The organism is Sodalis sp. RH24, from assembly GCF_047324145.1.
Taxonomy (GTDB): domain Bacteria; phylum Pseudomonadota; class Gammaproteobacteria; order Enterobacterales; family Enterobacteriaceae; genus Acerihabitans.
This window is the reverse complement of the sequence record NZ_CP178729.1, coordinates 3975178-3991215: the sequence shown is the minus strand read 5'-3', so window position 1 is coordinate 3991215 and position 16038 is coordinate 3975178. Positions and strand designations below refer to the sequence as shown.

Here is a 16038-nt window from a genome sequence, read left to right as displayed (position 1 = left end):
AATAACCTGGGTTATTACTTACTACGATGAGCTTAACGAGGACACTGACTCTCGCCGCATGGGTGCATTAAAAGATATTCAATTATAAAAAAACAGGCTTTTCCGGCCGTTCACCAAGCGTCAAAAGAAAAATAGAACCGAATAATACTAGCCGTTTTATTTTACAGAAAAAAGACAACCTAGCACGGACCGGCACGTTTAAACAGCCCGGGGAGGGGCAGGTATCGTAATTTCCTCTGACCTTAACTTATTCTGACACCGGCGGTGAAACTTAATTCATTAACCGCGTTAATCCATCCGCCCAGAAAACGGTGAAAAAAATAAAGTAAAAGCATTGCGGCAAAACAATGCCGCGCGCCCCGCGGCCCAAAAACCGGCCTGGGGCAAGCGGGGCCGCCCCTCCAGAGAGAGGCCCCTGCCATCCCGCGATCAGGCCGAGACCGTGCGCGCAAACTGCTCGCCCAGGCCCTCCACGCCCAAACGCAGGGTCTGCCCGGCGCGCAGGAAAATGGCTTCCGGCTTATGTCCCATACCCACTCCCGGCGGCGTGCCGGTGGCGATAATATCCCCGGGCCGCAGGCTCATAAAACGGCTCAGGTAGCTGATAATATGCCTGACGCCAAAAATCATGGTGGCGGTATTCCCATTCTGGTAACGCGTGCCGTCCACCTCCAGCCAAAGGTTCAGCGCCTGCGGGTCGGCTATTTCATCCGCCGTGACCAGCCAGGGGCCAATGGGACCGAAGGTATCGCAGCCTTTTCCTTTATCCCAGGTGCCGCCGCGTTCTATTTGCCACTCCCGCTCGGAAATATCGTTCACCACGCAATAACCGGCCACATGGTCCATGGCTTCCCGCTCGTCGATGTAACGCCCGCCCTGGCCGATGACCACGCCCAGCTCCACTTCCCAATCGGTCTTACGCGACTGGCGGGGAATCTGCACATCGTCATTGGGGCCGTTGATGGCGCTGACCCATTTATTAAACACGATAGGCTCGGTGGGAATGGCCGCCCCGGTTTCCGCCGCATGGTCGGCGTAGTTGAGGCCGATACAGACAAACTTGCCTACCTGGCCGACGCAGGGCCCCAGCCTGGGCTGGCCGGCCACCAGCGGCAGCTGGGCGATATCCAGGGCGCGTAATGTGGCGAGCGCGGCGGGCAGCAGGGCGTCCCCGCCGATATCGGCGATATGACCGGCCAGGCTCCGTATGCGTCCCTCGTTATCCAGAATGCCTGGGCGTTCCTCGCCGGGCGGGCCATAGCGCAATAATTTCATGACGTACTCCGTTTTTTTAAAATGACAACGGGTGAAAATATATGCCCCGTAACCGCTGCCGGCCATCAAAACCACCGGACAGACATCAAATACTTGAAGAAGATCACTTTCAGGCGGGTTGCCCATCAAGGTGCGATGAATGAGTAACGCGCCGCAACCATGAACGTTCGCTGCTGCCATTTCTTTAACAGGAAGCGCTAATTAAGCACAGCGCCTAAACCGCATTGAAATATGCTGAATATAGCCTTATTTTTTCCTGTCTCGTCCTTGATTTATTTCAGGGTTCCATTATGCTCGTGGCGTTTCATTATCCAGATGATAACGTAGAATATTTTATTTAAAATCATTTCCCGAATGTGTAATTGCCAGCTTTTAAGCCTGTATCCGTTATTGTCTTTAGCGCTGTCCGCGATAATAGTAGCGGCCGGCGGTTCTGTGCGTTTTTTATTTCAACAATATGCCAATAAATACTCTTCATGTATTTTCCAGGGAATCGTTTTATGAACATAAAACTGGTGCTGGTTGACGATCATGAACTGATCATCAACGGCATTAAAGCATTGCTTACCCCCTATCCGCGTTACCAGATAGCGGGCCAGGTGGACAATGGACTTGAGGTCTATCGCCTGTGCGGCGAGACCCACCCGGATATCGTGATATTGGATTTGGGATTGCCCGGCATGGATGGGCAGGATGTGATCGCGCAATTGCTTAAGCGCTGGCCCGCCCTGCGCATTATCGTGCTTACCTCCAGGCGGGGAGAGCATTATGCCGCCGGGGTGCTGCGCCTGGGCGCCCTGGGCTTTGTGCTGAAAAGCAGCCCGCAGCATTGCCTGCTGACCGCGCTGCAGTACGTTTTTAACCGCAAGCGTTACCTTGATCCGGCGCTGGATCATTTTCGCGTGTTCCAGCTGATGAACGAAAGCGGCCATCACCCTTTGTCCCTGACGCTGAGGGAGCGCCAGGTATTAAAGCAAATCGCCGAGGGCGCGGGCAACCACGCCATCGCCGGTAACTTATCCATCAGCCCTAAAACAGTCGAGACCCATCGTTTGAATATTATGCGTAAACTTGACGTGCATAAAGCCATTGACCTGGTGCATTGGTCGTTCCGGTTGGGATTGGTGGAATACCGTTAGACAAAAATTCAGGAAGGATGTCAGGGAATTACCTGATGTTTCATCTTCATTCGCCGCCTATGATGGCAATAGTCTTATAAAGCCAATAGTTAGCAGAATAAAATAGAGACGTTGTAAAAAATAATTCGGCTTATTACCGACGATCTCGCGTATTGGGGAACAGCATGCCCGACTGGATTAATGTTCATACGCCGTTAAGCGGCAACGCCGAAAGTGAGCTGATATTTAAACGGCTGACCGGCCGGGAATCCTTTTCGGCCTTATACCGGTTCAACGCGGAATTTCTTAGCACTCATAACGATTTAGATATGAATGCATTATTAGGAAAGGATATCACCATTGAAATAAAGCTCATTAATGACGAGCGCCGTTTTTTGCATGGCCATATCACCCGCATTGATTTCAACGGCTACGATCTGCTGCATGAAAAATATAAGCTGTATACCTTCACCCTGCATCCCGCCCTGTGGTATCTGACGCAAAATCGCGATTGCCGCGTCTGGCAGGAGAAAACCCTGCCGGATATTATTACCCATGTCCTGGCCGACTATAATATTGACTGTGAAAATCGGCTGACCAGCGCCTATCATCGCTACCCCTACATCGTGCAATATCGCGAAAGCACCTTCGATTTCCTGAGCCGTCTGATGGAGCATGAGGGCATTTATTATTTTTTCCGCCACCATGACCGGGGCCATACGCTGGTGCTGGCCGACGCCCCCCAGGCGCACCAGCCTTTCCCCGGCTACGAGGATCTGGTTTACCGGCAGCCGGGCGCCGGTCTTAACGCACATCGCGAAGCCATTCACCGCTGGACATTGTCCCATGAAATCACCCCCCGGTTGTGCAGCATGGACGATTATGACTTTCGGCAGCCGCGCGCCCATCTGGGGCAAACGTGCCAAAACCGCGCCTCGTTTGCCGCCAACAAAAGCGAAATCTACGACTGGCCGGGGGGGTATGCCGATCATGGGCATGGGGAGTTCCTGGCGCAAATCCGCCAGCAGGAGCTGGCCTCCCGGCAATGCCGCGTCTCGGGACTGGCAACGGCGCGCGGCATGGCGCCCGGCTACACTTTCCGGGTTCATCACTGTCCGCGCCCGCAGGATGAGCAATCTTATCTGGTCACCGGCGTCGATTACAGCATCCAGGATAACCGCTGGCATGCCGCAGATGCTCAATCCGCACCCGGCGCCGCCATGGCTGAGTTCAGCGTGGCTTTTACCGTTATACCGGCCCAGGTCACCTGGCGTCCGCCCCGCGCCACCCCCTGGCCTAAAACCCAGGGGCCGCAAACCGCCGAGGTGGCCGGTCCGCCCGGCAACAGCATTTGGACCGATAAATATGGCCGCGTAAAGCTAAAATTCCGCTGGGACCGGCACGGCGCGGGCGACGACACCGATTCCTGCTGGGTGCGGGTATCCAGCCATTGGGCCGGGTGGAAATATGGCGGCGTACAGGTGCCGCGGGTGGGCGAAGAGGTGATCGTGGATTTTATCAACGGCGATCCCGATCGTCCCATTATTACCGGACGGGTCTACAACGAAGACGCCCTGCCGCCCTGGGAACTGCCGGCCGCCGCCGCCCGCATGGGATTTATGAGCCGCAGCAGGGATGGCGGCACGGGCAACGCCAGCTACTGGTTTATGGAGGACGCGCCGGGACGCGAGTCCTTTAACCTGCATGCCGAGCGGGATATGACCCTCTCGGTGGAACATGACCAACGCATCAGCGTCGACGGCGATCTGGCGCAGGAGATAAAAGGCCAGAGCCGCTTTATCCACCAAGGTCCCTGCGCCACCTTCAAATTTAAACCCGATATACAGACCTTCCACTTGGGCAAAACCAGCCTGATTACCGCCGGCGGCAGGGCAGACGCCGTTACCGGCGGCGAATACCGGCAGGTGACCGGGCACGCGGCGCAGATTGTCAGCGGCAGCCTGACCCAGCATGCCGGTGATACTATCAGCCACCATGCCCTGAATGATCTGATGTTTGACGCCGGCAATAAAATCGTGTTCGGCCGGACGCGCTATCCCGGCGTGCTGGCGGCGGATGCGCCAGGGCCGTCCCAGGCCGCCCTGGCGCAGGCCCGGCCCGCCACCGCGCAGGAGCTGGCGGATCGCCGCCGGGCCGAGCGGCAATACCAGCGCCCGGATCCCACCCGGGTGGAATATGCCAAAGGGGTGGATACCACCATCAATGGCGTGGATCGGCAATCCATCGCCGGCAATCGGCACGTGGAGATAAAGGGCGACGCGCGCCGCCATATCCACGGCAGGCTGGATGAGCAGGTTGACAGGGATCTGGCCGTGTGCGCCGGCGGCGATATCAGCATTGACGGCGGCAATGAGATTCAGGTGACAGCCAAAAAACGGGTGCTGAAAATCAAGGGAAGCAGCGAAACCCATGCCGGCAATATGCTTCACGTCGCCGGCGCGGCGGAAAGCATCTATAACATGCGCGTTGCCATGACAAAAATGGCGGTAACCACCGATGAGGTATTGACGTCCAGCACCCGGCTGAACCTGGCCACGACCGCGGTGCGGGTCGAAACGGTGGGCGTCAATATCAGCCAGGGCCAGTTGGATATCCGCACCACGCTGCTGAGCCTGCACACCAGCGCCATCACCCTTTTTATCTGAGCCGGCCGCCATGAACATCATCAAACCCCTGCGTCTGGGCGTGCTGCACCGCCCCTGGCGCTGGCTGGGCCAAAACCAGTTAGGCGTGTCCGTGCTGGCCCTGGCTGACATGGGGCCCGCGCCACGGCTGCGTCCCGAACCGGAGCTGTGGCAACTGGCGGCGCGGGAACTGGCCGGCGACGGCGGTTTGCTGGACCTGGCCATTCCCAAAGCCTGCGCGGAATTCCTGGCCACCGGTTATGCCTATACTCGCCATCAGCGGCAAAATAATGCCTGTATGGTTAAAATCCAGGTGGACGCGCTGGAAAAGAGCCTGATGGTGTTCGGGGAACGTTTCTGGGTCAGCGGACGCCCCACCGAGGCGCTGCCGTTTGCACGGCTGCGCCTGGACTGGCAAAACGCCTTCGGCGGCGAAAACGATGCCCGCAACCCGCGTGGCCTGGGCGCGCACCCCGTAGAGCGTAACGGCGTCATATGCCATCCGCTGGCCCATATCGAACCGGAGGCGGGTTATGGCGCATCGCGTCGCAGGATAAAACCCGACTGTTTCGGCCCGCTGGACTTTTGCCTGCCGGAGCAGTTCAGCCGTATCGGCAAAAGCTACGACCGCCGCTGGCTGGAGCAGGAGTACCCCGGGTTCGCCCGCGATATCGACTGGCATGTATTTAACCGGGCCGGACGCGATCAGTGGTGGCCGCGGTCGCCGTCATTACCGCTGGGCGCGCCCTGGCGTATCTGGAATATGCACCCGGAGCAACCGCTGCAGCAGGGCGTGCTGCCCGACTGGCGCGCCCGGTGTTTTATCACGCGCGCCGCCGTTCCCGACGATCATCACGCTTGCGCGCCGCCGGCGCTGGAAGAAATCACCCTGCGCGCCACCACCTTGTGGTTTTTTCCTCATGTGGAACAGATGGTGCTGATTTGGCAGGGCAGCTGCGGGATCCAGGAAGACGATGCGCTGGACGTCGACAATATGCTGGTCGCCCTTGAAGCGGCACGGGAGAGCCGGCCCCTGGCGCATTACCGGGACGTTCTCCAGGCCCGCAGCCGAAAGGCTACCGCCGCCGCCCATGCCCTGTGTGAACAGGATTTGGTCACGGAAAGCCTGATCGGCCCATGGCTGGATACCGCCCCCCGGCCGCCGGAAAGCCCGCTGGCGGCCAATCTGGCCCGCCGGGAAGCGGACCTGCGGGAAAAGCGCGGACAGCCCCTGCCGGACAGCGGCGTTCATACGACCTTACCCGGGCAGGCAACCCCGGCTGACCGGAGCCCCGGCCGGCACCAGGGCGCCGCTGACGCGCGGATAAGCCTGCGCGACGGCGACACGGGCGCAGGCGACGGCGATACGGACGCAGGAGATAGCGCCGGTAACCTGGTGGCCCGCGCGCAGGAGCCGGGGCCGCTGCCCGGCGAGCTGCCGCGGTATATGGCGCGGGTGGAACGACAGGCGGCGGCGCTGCAACAACGGGCGCTGGAAAAAGCCGCGGCCCTGGGCGCCGATATGACGGATGCCGGGGACGGCGCCGGGCCGGCGCACTACCACCGGATGCTGGCGGCGCTGCGGCGGGAGGCTGAGGACAGCGCCGGCGCCGGGCCGTCTATTGATACGCCTGAAGCCCGCCTGGCCCTGCACCAGATGTACCGGCTGGCCGCCGCTGCCCGCCCTGCGGCCCCGCAGGCGGCGGCGGAGTGGCGCCCTCGCCTTCAGGCCCTGCTGGCGCAAACGCGCGATCTCGGCGACATGGATTTGACCGGCGCCGATCTGCGCGGCCTGGATCTACGCGGCGTTAATCTGCAGCGGGCCCTGCTGGAAAGCGCCAGGCTGGATAACTGCCTGCTGGACGGCGCCGATCTCAGCGACGCCATGCTGGCCCACGCCTCGTTGACCGGCGCTTCGCTGCGCGACGCGCGCCTTGCCGAAGCCTGCCTGACCGGCGCCCGCTGTCACAACACGCTGTTCTCCGGGGCGCAGCTGTCCGGGACGACAGTGACCCGGGCGGCGTTTGCAGACTGTTGTTTTGATCGGGCGCAGCTCAGCGGGCTGCTGTTTTACCACACCGCCATCCACCGCTGCCGCTTCAGCCATGCCGCCTTGACGAACTGCACGTTTCTTGATGCCGACGCCACGGCGCCGGATTTCAGCCATTGCCGCCTGGAAAAGGTGACGTTCAACCAGGGCCGTCTGGACGCGGCCTGTTTTAACGCCGCGCGGTTGTCCGGCTGCTCGTTTATCACCCTGGCGTTGGATGAGATCCGGTTTCAGGAGGCCGCCCTGGACAGCTGTGTTTTTACCGGCGGCACCCATGCCGGAGGCGCGGCATTCCGGCGCGCCCGGCTAACAAGCTGCAACTTCCGGCAAACGCCGCTAGACCGGGCGGATTTTTCACAGGTCGAGGCGCAAAGTTGTGACTTTAGCGGCGCCGTGCTTACACGCGCGCGCCTGGACGGTATCAACGCCGGCGGCTGCCTGTTTATCCGCGCCGACCTCAGCCACGCCTCGCTGACCCGCGCCGACCTGATCGGCGCCCTGTTGCAAAAATCCCGGCTCGCCGGCGCCGACCTGCGCGCCGCCAACCTGTTTCGCGCCGATCTGTCGTTAGCGACCATCGACCGCCATACCCGCCTGCAGGGCGCCTATACGCACCAATGCAAAACCCTGCCGCGCGCGCAGGAGCCCTCGTCATGACTCACCTCACCGCGCGGGAATTACAGCGCCGCATCGACCGGGGGGAAGCGGTCGACTCGGTGACGCTGGGCGAGGAACAGCTTGCCGGCGTACGGCTGCGCGGCGCGGTATTCAGCAACGTGGATTTCACCGGGGCGGACTTACGCCGGCGCCAGCTGGAAGACACGCTGTTTGATCATTGCCGGCTGGAGCGGGCCAGCTTTTGCGGCGGGAATATCAAGGACTGCCGGTTTAACCACTGCGCGCTGCCCGCGGCCGATTTCAGCGGGTGCGATATTACCGGCACAGTATTTAATCATTGCCGGCTGATGGGCAGCCGATTTGGCGCCAGCGGCCTGACATTAACCCAGTTCCTGGAGTGCCTGCTGACCGGCGCGACTTTTGATACCTGCTCGCTGGAGCAGGTAACACTGTTTAAAACGCCGCTGCTCCAGGCCCGGCTGCATCAATGCCGGGCGGTCCTGACCACGTTGTTCGGCATCGACCTTACCGCCACCACGTTCAGCCAGAGCCAATTCGACCGCGTTATCTTTGCCGAATGCGACCACCGCCATAACGACTATCGCCGCCAGACCTTTATCGCCTGCCAGTTTACCGGTAATGCCATGGATAACGTCGATTTCAGCCACGGCACGCTGACCCGCAGCTGTTTTAAAGGCGCCTCGCTGGGCATGGCGCGTTTCAATCACGCCCGGTGCGGCCAGGCGCTGTTTATCGACAGCAGCCTGGCGCGGGCGCAATGCCGCCGCGGCCATTTTGACCAGGGGCAGTTTATCGGCGCCGACCTGCGACAGGCGGATTTTTCCCACGCCAGCCTGAAGCAGGCCCTGCTGCATCGCGCCGCGGCCGGACAATGCCGATTTACCGGCTGCAACCTGGCGTATGCGGATTTTCGCGAGGCCGATCTCCAGGACGCCGACCTGCGGCACGCGCGCTTTATGCGCACCAGCATGCACCGCGCCCGGCAAACGGCGGCGCTGTTTTCCAGCCGCAAGGGGCTGCTGGAGGCGGATGCAGCGCTCCATGCCGCCGAAGAGTGGAGCCGCCGGCGGCCAGATGTGACCCCGGACCCTTAGCCATCCCTTATTTGAGACACCTTATGATGAACCAACAGGCATTGCGCGACCAGATTGCATCGCCGCCCGGCCAGGCCGTAGGCCGGGTGGTCAACCTGCTGCCGGACGGCTGCTATATCGTGCGCCATGAACAGCGCGGCTGGCAGTGCCGCCGGGCCGCCAGCTGCCTGCTGGCGCCGCAGCCGGGCGATACGGTGCTGGTTGCCGGCAACCGGGCGCAGCTGTGGCTGCTGGCGGTGCTGGATCGCGCGGACACGCTGTCGCCCTGGTCCCTGACGGTTGCCGGCGACCTGCATATCGCCGCCCGGGGCGAGTTAAGCCTGCATGGCGCCGAACGGCTGGCGTTGCGCGCCCCGGCGCTGGATATCGGCGCCGATCGCGGGGAATGCCGTATCGGGCGGATGCGCTACCAGGGCAAGTCGTTGTCGGCCCGGGTGGATGTCGGCTGCATCGTCGGCAAGCGGCTGGAATCGGTATGGCGCACCCTGGTGCATATCAGCCACCGGTGGCTGCGCAAAGTGACGCAAACGGAGCACGCCAGGGTCGGCCAGCTGGATTACCAGGCCGCCGATTATGCCCGCCTCCACGGCCGGAACCTAATGATCACCGCCGACGCCGTCACCAAGATCGATGCTGAACACATTCATATGGGCTGATGCGGCAGCCGCCGGATTTGCCGTAAAAATGGAGCGGAAATGGCGAAAAAAATAAGCCACCCCCCGGCGCAACGCGCCGCCGGACAGACTAGCACGGCCGGCGGCCGGCAACGCGCCGCGCCCTTGTTATGGGAACGGCTGCTGGACGACGATCCGGAAAATCCGGACGACTCGCCGCCGGACATGGCGTGCCTGCGCGACAGGCTGAAACAGTCGGTGTTAACCAACCTGCAGGCGCTGTTCAACTGCACGCGTTTCGCCTCCCGCGGCGAGCTGGCGCGCTGGCCCCATATTTACGCCAGTACGCTGAACTTCGGCTTGCCGCCGCTGGCCGGCAAGGTGCGCACCGAGATCGCCTGGCAGGATATCGAAGTCGCCATCGCCAGGGCGATCGCTTGCTTCGAGCCGCGCATCATCGTCCCGGAGCTGTGTATTGATTGCATTGATGACGATGCCGGGCTGGCGTCGCATAACCTGCTGTCGTTTATTATCCAGGGGCGCCTGTGGTGGTCGCCGGCGCCGGTGGAGTTCAGGTTTACCAGCCGCGTGGATCTGGAAAACGGCCATTTTGAACTGAGTGATAAGGGATAACTGATGGATAGCCGGCTATTGGACTACTACAACCGGGAATTGGCCTGGCTGCGGGAAATGGGCACGGAGTTCGCCGAACAGTATCCCAAGGTCGCCGGGCGCCTGGGCTTACACAGCGCCGAACCGGCCGATCCGTATGTCGAGCGGCTGCTGGAAGGCGTTGCTTTCCTGACCGCGCGCGTCCAGTTGAAAATGGACGCGGAATTTCCGCAGTTCTCCCGGCAACTGCTGGAGATGCTGCACCCTAATTATCTGGCCGCCACGCCGTCGATGGCCATCGTGGAACTGCGGCCGGATGTCGCCAAGGGAGATATCAGCCAGGGTTACCGGGTGCCGCGCGGCACGGTGATGGACAGCCTGGAACGTAAGTCCCGCGGCGTCACCTGCCGCTTTCGCACCGCCCATGACGTCGACCTCCAGCCGTTACGCATCGAGCAGGTGGCGTTGGGCGGGATTCCGGCGGAGATCCGGCCCGGCGCGCTGGGTCTGGAGGGCTGCGCCTGCGCGCTGCGCATCAGGCTTTCCTGTATCGGCCCGGTTACGCTTGGTGAAATGCGTTGCGATCGGCTAATGTTTTATCTCAGCGGCGGCGATATCCCGGCCCGGCAACTGCTGGAGCTGATCATGCAGCATACGCAAACGGTGCTGGCGCAGACCGGCGGCGGCGCGTCCGTGCGCCTGAACCTGGGCCGGGAGGCGCTGCGCCATGAAGGACTTGACGCCGATCAGGCCATGCTGCCGCCGGACCTGCGCAACCTGGACGCATTTCGCCTGTTGCAGGAATATTTTTGTTTTCCCGCCCGGCTACAGTTTTTCAGCCTGGGGGGATTGCAGCCCTTGTTCGACCGCGGCGGCAAACAGCAACAGCTGGAGATTATCCTGCTGCTGGATCAGGCCGCGCCCGAACTGGAGCGCCAGGTAGATCGGCAGCATCTGGCGCTGCACTGCACGCCGGTCATCAATCTGTTCCCCCGCACCGCTGAACGCATTGTTCTCAATGAACGCCAAACTGAATACCCGGTTATCGTGGATACGCTGCATCCGCTGGATTATGAAGTCCACTCCGTCATACAGCTGCACGGCTTCGGCAGCAAAGGCGAAAACGGCTACCGGCGGCTATTCAGGCCGGTTTACGATCGCCACGATGAAGAGGGGCCTGAGGGCCCGGGCTGGTTTTCCCTGCGCCGGGAGCAGCGCCACTGGCCATCGGCCGCCGATCCGTCGATGGCGTATACCGGCTACAGCGGTTCGCTGGCCTATGTCTCCCTGGCAGACGAACGGCATCCGCCCTGGCATGGAGAACTGGCCTATCTCAGCCCCGAGGTGCTGTGCTGCAATCGCGACCTGCCGCTCACGTTGTTGCAGCAAGATAGGCAATTCGTGATGCGCGACTCTCTGCCGGTGCAACGGGTGGTGTTACGCAACGGACCCAGCCAGCCCCGCCCGGCGCTGGCGGAAAGCGCGTCCTGCTGGCCGCTGATTAACCAGCTGCGCCTCAATTACTTCAGCCTGATGGATAACCAAGACGGCGGCGCGGCCCTGCGCCAGCTAGTAGACTTCCACGCCCGCAGGGCCGATATGACCGTCAGGCAGCAAATTGCCGGCATTCGTCAGTGCCAGCTCCTTCCCTGCCATCGCGTCATGGCGTCCCCGGCCCTTGCCGTACGCGGCATCAGCGTGCGGCTAAGCGTCGATGAACAGGCATTTTCCGGCCTGAGCCCGTGGCTGCTGGGCAGCGTGCTGGCGCGGCTGTTTACGCGTCTGGCCACCATTAACAGCTTTACCGAAACCACGCTCAGCTCGATACAGCGGGGCGCCATCGGCTATTGGCCGCCGCGTCCCGGGGCGGCGACACCTTTATGAAAATTCACCGCGTCCGTCCCTGCCCCGCCCAACGCCGCTTATCTCCGGTTTCACGCCGCCGCGTCACTGCGCCATCCGCTCCAGCCGCTGATGGCGATACCAATAGCTGGGCCCTGCGCGAGCGCCATCCCTGGGAGTATGATCTGTTTCAACTGCTGCGCCGCGTTGATGCGCAGGGCGGGCTGCGCTACGCGCTGGGACGCGCGCCGCTGCCGCGCGACGAACCGCTGCGCCTGGGCCAGCGGCCGGCGCTGGGTTTCGCCGCCGCCAATATCGCCGCCATCGCGCCGGGGACAGACGCGCGGTTGCGGCGGGTGGATATTAACGGCTTCGGGCTGTTCGGCCCCAACGGTCCCCTGCCGCTGCATCTGACCGAAGAGGTTTACCAACGCCGGCGCCCCGGCCAGGAACCGGCGCTGACGGCCTTCGCCAACCTGTTTCACCACCGGTTGATTACGCTGTTTTATCGCGCCTGGGCCGACGCCCAGCACTGCGTCTCGTTCGATCGGCCGGACAGCCGGCGCTTCGATGGGTATGCCGCCTGCCTGTTGGGAACAGGCCAGCCCGCCGCGCGCGTTGGCGCGCCGGACGCGCAGGCGCGTTATTATATGTCGGGGCATTTAACCCGCGGCCCGCGCAGCGCCGAGGGGCTACGCTCGCTGATACGTCACTTTTTTGCCGTGCCGGCCAGGCTGCGGGAAAACCTGTTCCATTGGCTGCCGCTGCCAGCCGGCGCCCGGCTACGGCTGCACGCCGGTCAACACCGCGCCCGCCTGGGGGGCACACATTGCCTGGGCCTTGCCGTTCCGGACAGGCAGTCCCGGTTCGCCGTCGATATCGGTCCGCTGCCGTGGCGGCAATACCGTCGTTTTTTACCCGCCGGGCATTCCGGCACGCTTGACCGGTTGCGCAAGTGGGTGAGCCATTACGCCGGGGTGGAATTTTCCTGGGAGCTAAGAGTGGTCCTGGCGCGGGAGGAATATCGCGGCTGTACGCTGGGAGGCGGCCAGCCGCTGGGACAAGGCAGTTGGCTGGGATATAACCTGCCGTCGGCCCACCGCGACGATTTTGTTTATCGTCCCGATGAGCCGATGGGTTGGTAAACTCAGCAGGCGTTATGGGTCATTTCCCGCTGATAGACCGGTAAAAAAGTCTGGGTAAACAAGGCGTCGACATCGTTTTGCGACAGCGTGCCGAGACAGGCGCCCAGCGCCGCCAGCATCGCCCGCCGCTGCGCCGGAGTCACCCCGCCCGTGGCGATATCCGCCGGCGGCAGCGCGCCCGGGCCATGTTCCGCCGCGGACGCATCATCCGCCCGTGCCGTGAACAACCGCAACGGATCGGTTTCCCCAGCGCCGTAAAGCCGCGATCCGCCGGGCGCCTCCGCCGCCGCGATCCGGCCGGACGCGGGGGGCGCGTCGAAAAGCGCCCCCAATACCCGATCGATATCATTTTCCCGTACCGTCGCGCCCGGAAATTCATTGAGAAAGTTTTCCCAGGTCTCTTGCGGGCGGCGGTCGTCTATCAATGGGTCATTATTTAAACTTGACTTGGGCAGCGGCATTTTTTTTCACATCCCAACCAAATTCAACCTTCGCGCTCAGGGCGCCGGTGCTTAACTGTTCTCCGCAGGTCACGCCCATCACGGCGGGTGAAAAGCGATACAGCACCGCCATGGCGCCGGGCGCCACCGCGTGTCCTTCCCCCGCGCCGGTGCCGGTATGGGGCACGATTTCCACCGCGCTCAGCATCACCTCCTGCAGTTTAATCAGCAGGTAATCCTCGCTGGACTCGGCCGCCTTTCTCAGCCCCAGGGTTACCGCGGGCAGATGCGTGCCCTCGACGCATTTTTTCATCATGGTGGGCAGGGCCTTATCAATCCGCGCCAGCACCTCCAGCTCGCGCACTACCGCCTTGCCGATACCGCCGCCGCCGCCCACGCTGTTCTCCGAGGGCTGGACTATCTGCCAGCGGAAATGCTGCACGTCGATCCAGTCCTTATGTTCCTCGTCCTTGGCTTCGCCTTTAACGCTGTCAACCTGCAAATAAATACTGTTATTCATACTCAGGAATCCTTTCTTACCGCGGGAAAAGGGATGTTAATTGCCACCTTTCAGCGACGGCAGCTTGGACACCAGGCGTAGCGACACCGTCAGGCCCTCCAGTTGGTAATGCGGGCGCAGGAAAAATTTCGCCTGGTAATAACCCGGATTGTCCGCCAGCTCGCTCACCTGCACCTCGGCCGCCGCCAGCGGGCGGCGCGCTTTGGTTTGCTGCGATGAGTTAACCGGATCTCCATCAACATAATTTATTATCCAATTATTTAGCCATAGCTCCATTTCACTGCGGGTTTGGAAGGTTCCCACCTTGTCGCGCACGATGCACTTCAGGTAATGGGCGAAACGGCAGCAGGCGAAAAGATAAGGCAGGCGCGCGGCCAGGTTGGCGTTGGCGCTGGCGTCGGGATCGCTGTATTCCGCGGGTTTTTGCAGCGACTGGGCGCCGATAAACGCCGCGAAATCGGAGTTTTTACGGTACACCAGCGGCATAAAACCGTTTTTGGCCAGCTCCGCCTCGCGCCTGTCACTGATGGCGATTTCGGTCGGGCATTTTAGATCCACGCCGCCGTCGTCGGTGGGGAACATATGGCATAAGAGATTATCCACCGCGCCGCCCGACTCCACGCCGCGAATGGAAGTACACCAGCCGTATTCCTGGAACGAACGGTTGATATTCACCGCCATGGCGTACGCGGCGTTCATCCAGGTGAAATTGGCATGGGTGGCGCCGTCGGTCTGCTCTTCAAACAAAAAGGCGTGGACGGGATTGCCGGCCAGGCCATAAGGCAAACGCGCCAGCAGGCGCGGCAATACCAGCCCGAGATAGCGGGAGTCTTCCGATTCCCGCAGCATGCGCCAGGCGGCGTATTCGGTATTCTGCACGATCTTGCCCAAGTCGCGGGGATTGGACAGCTCCTGCCACGACTCCATCTGCATCACCCCGGGCGACGCGCCGCTGATAAAAGGGCAATGGGCGGCGGAGGCGATAAGCGACAGCTCGCGTAACAGTTCCACATCCTGCGGACTGTGATCAAAATAATAATCGCCGACGAGACAGCCCAGCGGCTCGCCGCCAAACTGGCCGTACTCCTCTTCATAAACGCGTTTAAAGATCGGGCTTTGATCCCAGCTGGCGCCTTTATAGCGTTTAAGCGTGAGCCCCAGTTCTTTTTTGCTCAGGTTCATCACGCGGATTTTCAGCATATCGCTGCTGGCGGTATTGGCGACCAGATAATGCAGCCCGCGCCAGGCCCCTTCCAGCCGCTGGAATTCGGGATGATGGAGGATGATGTTGATTTGCCGCGACAGGGTTTGATCGATAAGCGCAATCAGGCCCTGAATGGTGCTGAAGGCATCCCGGGATAATGTCACTCGGTAGGCCAGCGCCTGCTGCGCCATGGCCCTGACCGCCAACTCCAGCGCGGCGCGCGCTTCGTCGGTCTTGGTACGGAACTGCTCTTCGATCACCGCGCCGATGGCCGGCGGCAAAATGCGTCCGCCGCCCCCGGCGGCGTACATCGGCGAGTAGGGTAATAGATCCTGCCCGCCGGTATCGGCCGACGCGCCGGCCAGGCCCCGCAGCAGCTGGTCATCATTCAGCACCGAGGCCATCAGTTCCTCGGCGCCATGTTTGCCATCCATATAGGAAAGCAGGTTGGAGAGCTGGATGTGCGCCTCCAGCAGCGCGTTCAGCGGTTCGACCTGGTGCGCTATCGCCTCCGGCAAAAAGTCGTCCATCTCGTTAAAGACGAGCGACACCGGCAGGTCGTCGACGCCGGTCAGGGTATTTTCCACCCGGATGGCGATACCCGGCTGGAACGATTTCATCCGTTCATTAAAATTATCACTATCGATATCGAGGAATTTCCGGTCATCGATCCGTACCGGCGGTTCGTGCGCCCCGCCGCTCAAATCCGCCATGACGCCCATGACAAACGGCAGTTGAACCGTGCGTTCGGCGCCGTATAATTCCACCTCATACTCGATTTGCACGCGCGGCGCGCGATGGCGGGCGATCAATTTTTGTCCGCTGTGTGCTTCTTTCATC

At 61.6% G+C, this 16038-nt stretch carries 12 protein-coding genes and 1 pseudogene; 8 read left to right on the top strand and 5 right to left on the bottom strand.

The genetic code is table 11. The features are described 5' to 3' along the window. Positions 1–429: 429 nt before the first annotated feature. Positions 430–1275 carry a fumarylacetoacetate hydrolase family protein gene (locus ACL2XG_RS18005; protein WP_413721597.1) on the bottom strand — a complete coding sequence of 282 codons (846 nt, stop codon included), beginning with the start codon at positions 1273–1275 and terminating at the stop codon, positions 430–432. A gap of 500 nt (positions 1276–1775) precedes the next feature. Between ACL2XG_RS18005 and ACL2XG_RS18000 the strand changes: the two genes are divergently transcribed. The 8 genes from ACL2XG_RS18000 (at position 1776) to tssG (ending at position 13034) form a co-directional block, all read left to right on the top strand. Further along, positions 1776–2414, top strand: coding sequence for a two component system response regulator (locus ACL2XG_RS18000; RefSeq protein WP_410013171.1), 639 nt, complete (start codon positions 1776–1778; stop codon positions 2412–2414). A gap of 164 nt (positions 2415–2578) precedes the next feature. Continuing rightward, on the top strand, positions 2579–5059 hold the full coding sequence (locus ACL2XG_RS17995) for a type VI secretion system Vgr family protein (protein ID WP_413721598.1): 2481 nt from the start codon (positions 2579–2581) through the stop codon (positions 5057–5059). Positions 5060–5069: 10 nt separating this feature from the next. After that, the gene (locus ACL2XG_RS17990; protein WP_413721599.1) at positions 5070–7745 is read left to right on the top strand and encodes a DUF2169 domain-containing protein; all 2676 of its coding nucleotides are present in this window, start codon (positions 5070–5072) and stop codon (positions 7743–7745) included. Then, positions 7742–8821: a pentapeptide repeat-containing protein gene (locus ACL2XG_RS17985; RefSeq protein WP_413721600.1), complete on the top strand. Its 1080-nt coding sequence runs from the start codon at positions 7742–7744 to the stop codon at positions 8819–8821. Before ACL2XG_RS17990 ends, ACL2XG_RS17985 begins: the two co-directional genes overlap by 4 nt. Positions 8822–8844: 23 nt before the next feature. Beyond that, positions 8845–9477: a DUF3540 domain-containing protein gene (locus ACL2XG_RS17980; RefSeq protein ID WP_413721601.1), complete on the top strand. Its 633-nt coding sequence runs from the start codon at positions 8845–8847 to the stop codon at positions 9475–9477. A 39-nt stretch (positions 9478–9516) separates the two neighbouring features. Continuing rightward, positions 9517–10068: a type VI secretion system baseplate subunit TssE gene (tssE, locus tag ACL2XG_RS17975; RefSeq protein ID WP_413721602.1), complete on the top strand. Its 552-nt coding sequence runs from the start codon at positions 9517–9519 to the stop codon at positions 10066–10068. A 3-nt stretch (positions 10069–10071) separates the two neighbouring features. Next, positions 10072–11931: a type VI secretion system baseplate subunit TssF gene (gene tssF, locus ACL2XG_RS17970; RefSeq protein WP_413721603.1), complete on the top strand. Its 1860-nt coding sequence runs from the start codon at positions 10072–10074 to the stop codon at positions 11929–11931. Further along, positions 11928–13034: a type VI secretion system baseplate subunit TssG gene (tssG, locus tag ACL2XG_RS17965; protein ID WP_410013164.1), complete on the top strand. Its 1107-nt coding sequence runs from the start codon at positions 11928–11930 to the stop codon at positions 13032–13034. The genes tssF and tssG overlap by 4 nt, the downstream gene beginning before the upstream one ends. Positions 13035–13036: 2 nt before the next feature. Here tssG and ACL2XG_RS17960 read toward each other — a convergent pair whose 3' ends face one another. From ACL2XG_RS17960 to tssB, 4 genes and pseudogenes are all read right to left on the bottom strand, one after another. Next, a complete protein-coding gene (locus ACL2XG_RS17960) occupies positions 13037–13459 on the bottom strand; it encodes a hypothetical protein (RefSeq protein WP_413721604.1) in 423 nt (140 codons plus the stop codon). A 7-nt stretch (positions 13460–13466) separates the two neighbouring features. Then, positions 13467–13994 (bottom strand): Hcp family type VI secretion system effector, encoded by a 528-nt coding sequence (locus ACL2XG_RS17955; RefSeq protein WP_410013162.1) that lies wholly within the window; start codon positions 13992–13994, stop codon positions 13467–13469. Positions 13995–14030: 36 nt separating this feature from the next. After that, on the bottom strand, positions 14031–15509 hold the full coding sequence (tssC, locus tag ACL2XG_RS17950; RefSeq protein WP_410016705.1) for a type VI secretion system contractile sheath large subunit: 1479 nt from the start codon (positions 15507–15509) through the stop codon (positions 14031–14033). A 60-nt stretch (positions 15510–15569) separates the two neighbouring features. Continuing rightward, positions 15570–16037 (bottom strand): annotated as a pseudogene (gene tssB / locus ACL2XG_RS17945) (type VI secretion system contractile sheath small subunit); the annotation flags it as partial. Between the last annotated feature and the right edge of the window lies 1 nt (position 16038).

What these genes read in the sequence shown, in the direction of transcription:
- ACL2XG_RS18005 (WP_413721597.1), bottom strand. Translation starts at nt 1,275, where the DNA reads ATGAAATTATTGCGCTATGGCCCGCCCGGCGAGGAACGCCCAGGCATT.
- ACL2XG_RS18000 (WP_410013171.1), top strand. Translation starts at nt 1,776, where the DNA reads ATGAACATAAAACTGGTGCTGGTTGACGATCATGAACTGATCATCAAC.
- ACL2XG_RS17995 (WP_413721598.1), top strand. Translation starts at nt 2,579, where the DNA reads ATGCCCGACTGGATTAATGTTCATACGCCGTTAAGCGGCAACGCCGAA.
- ACL2XG_RS17990 (WP_413721599.1), top strand. Translation starts at nt 5,070, where the DNA reads ATGAACATCATCAAACCCCTGCGTCTGGGCGTGCTGCACCGCCCCTGG.
- ACL2XG_RS17985 (WP_413721600.1), top strand. Translation starts at nt 7,742, where the DNA reads ATGACTCACCTCACCGCGCGGGAATTACAGCGCCGCATCGACCGGGGG.
- ACL2XG_RS17980 (WP_413721601.1), top strand. Translation starts at nt 8,845, where the DNA reads ATGATGAACCAACAGGCATTGCGCGACCAGATTGCATCGCCGCCCGGC.
- tssE (WP_413721602.1), top strand. Translation starts at nt 9,517, where the DNA reads ATGGCGAAAAAAATAAGCCACCCCCCGGCGCAACGCGCCGCCGGACAG.
- tssF (WP_413721603.1), top strand. Translation starts at nt 10,072, where the DNA reads ATGGATAGCCGGCTATTGGACTACTACAACCGGGAATTGGCCTGGCTG.
- tssG (WP_410013164.1), top strand. Translation starts at nt 11,928, where the DNA reads ATGAAAATTCACCGCGTCCGTCCCTGCCCCGCCCAACGCCGCTTATCT.
- ACL2XG_RS17955 (WP_410013162.1), bottom strand. Translation starts at nt 13,994, where the DNA reads ATGAATAACAGTATTTATTTGCAGGTTGACAGCGTTAAAGGCGAAGCC.
- tssC (WP_410016705.1), bottom strand. Translation starts at nt 15,509, where the DNA reads ATGTACGCCGCCGGGGGCGGCGGACGCATTTTGCCGCCGGCCATCGGC.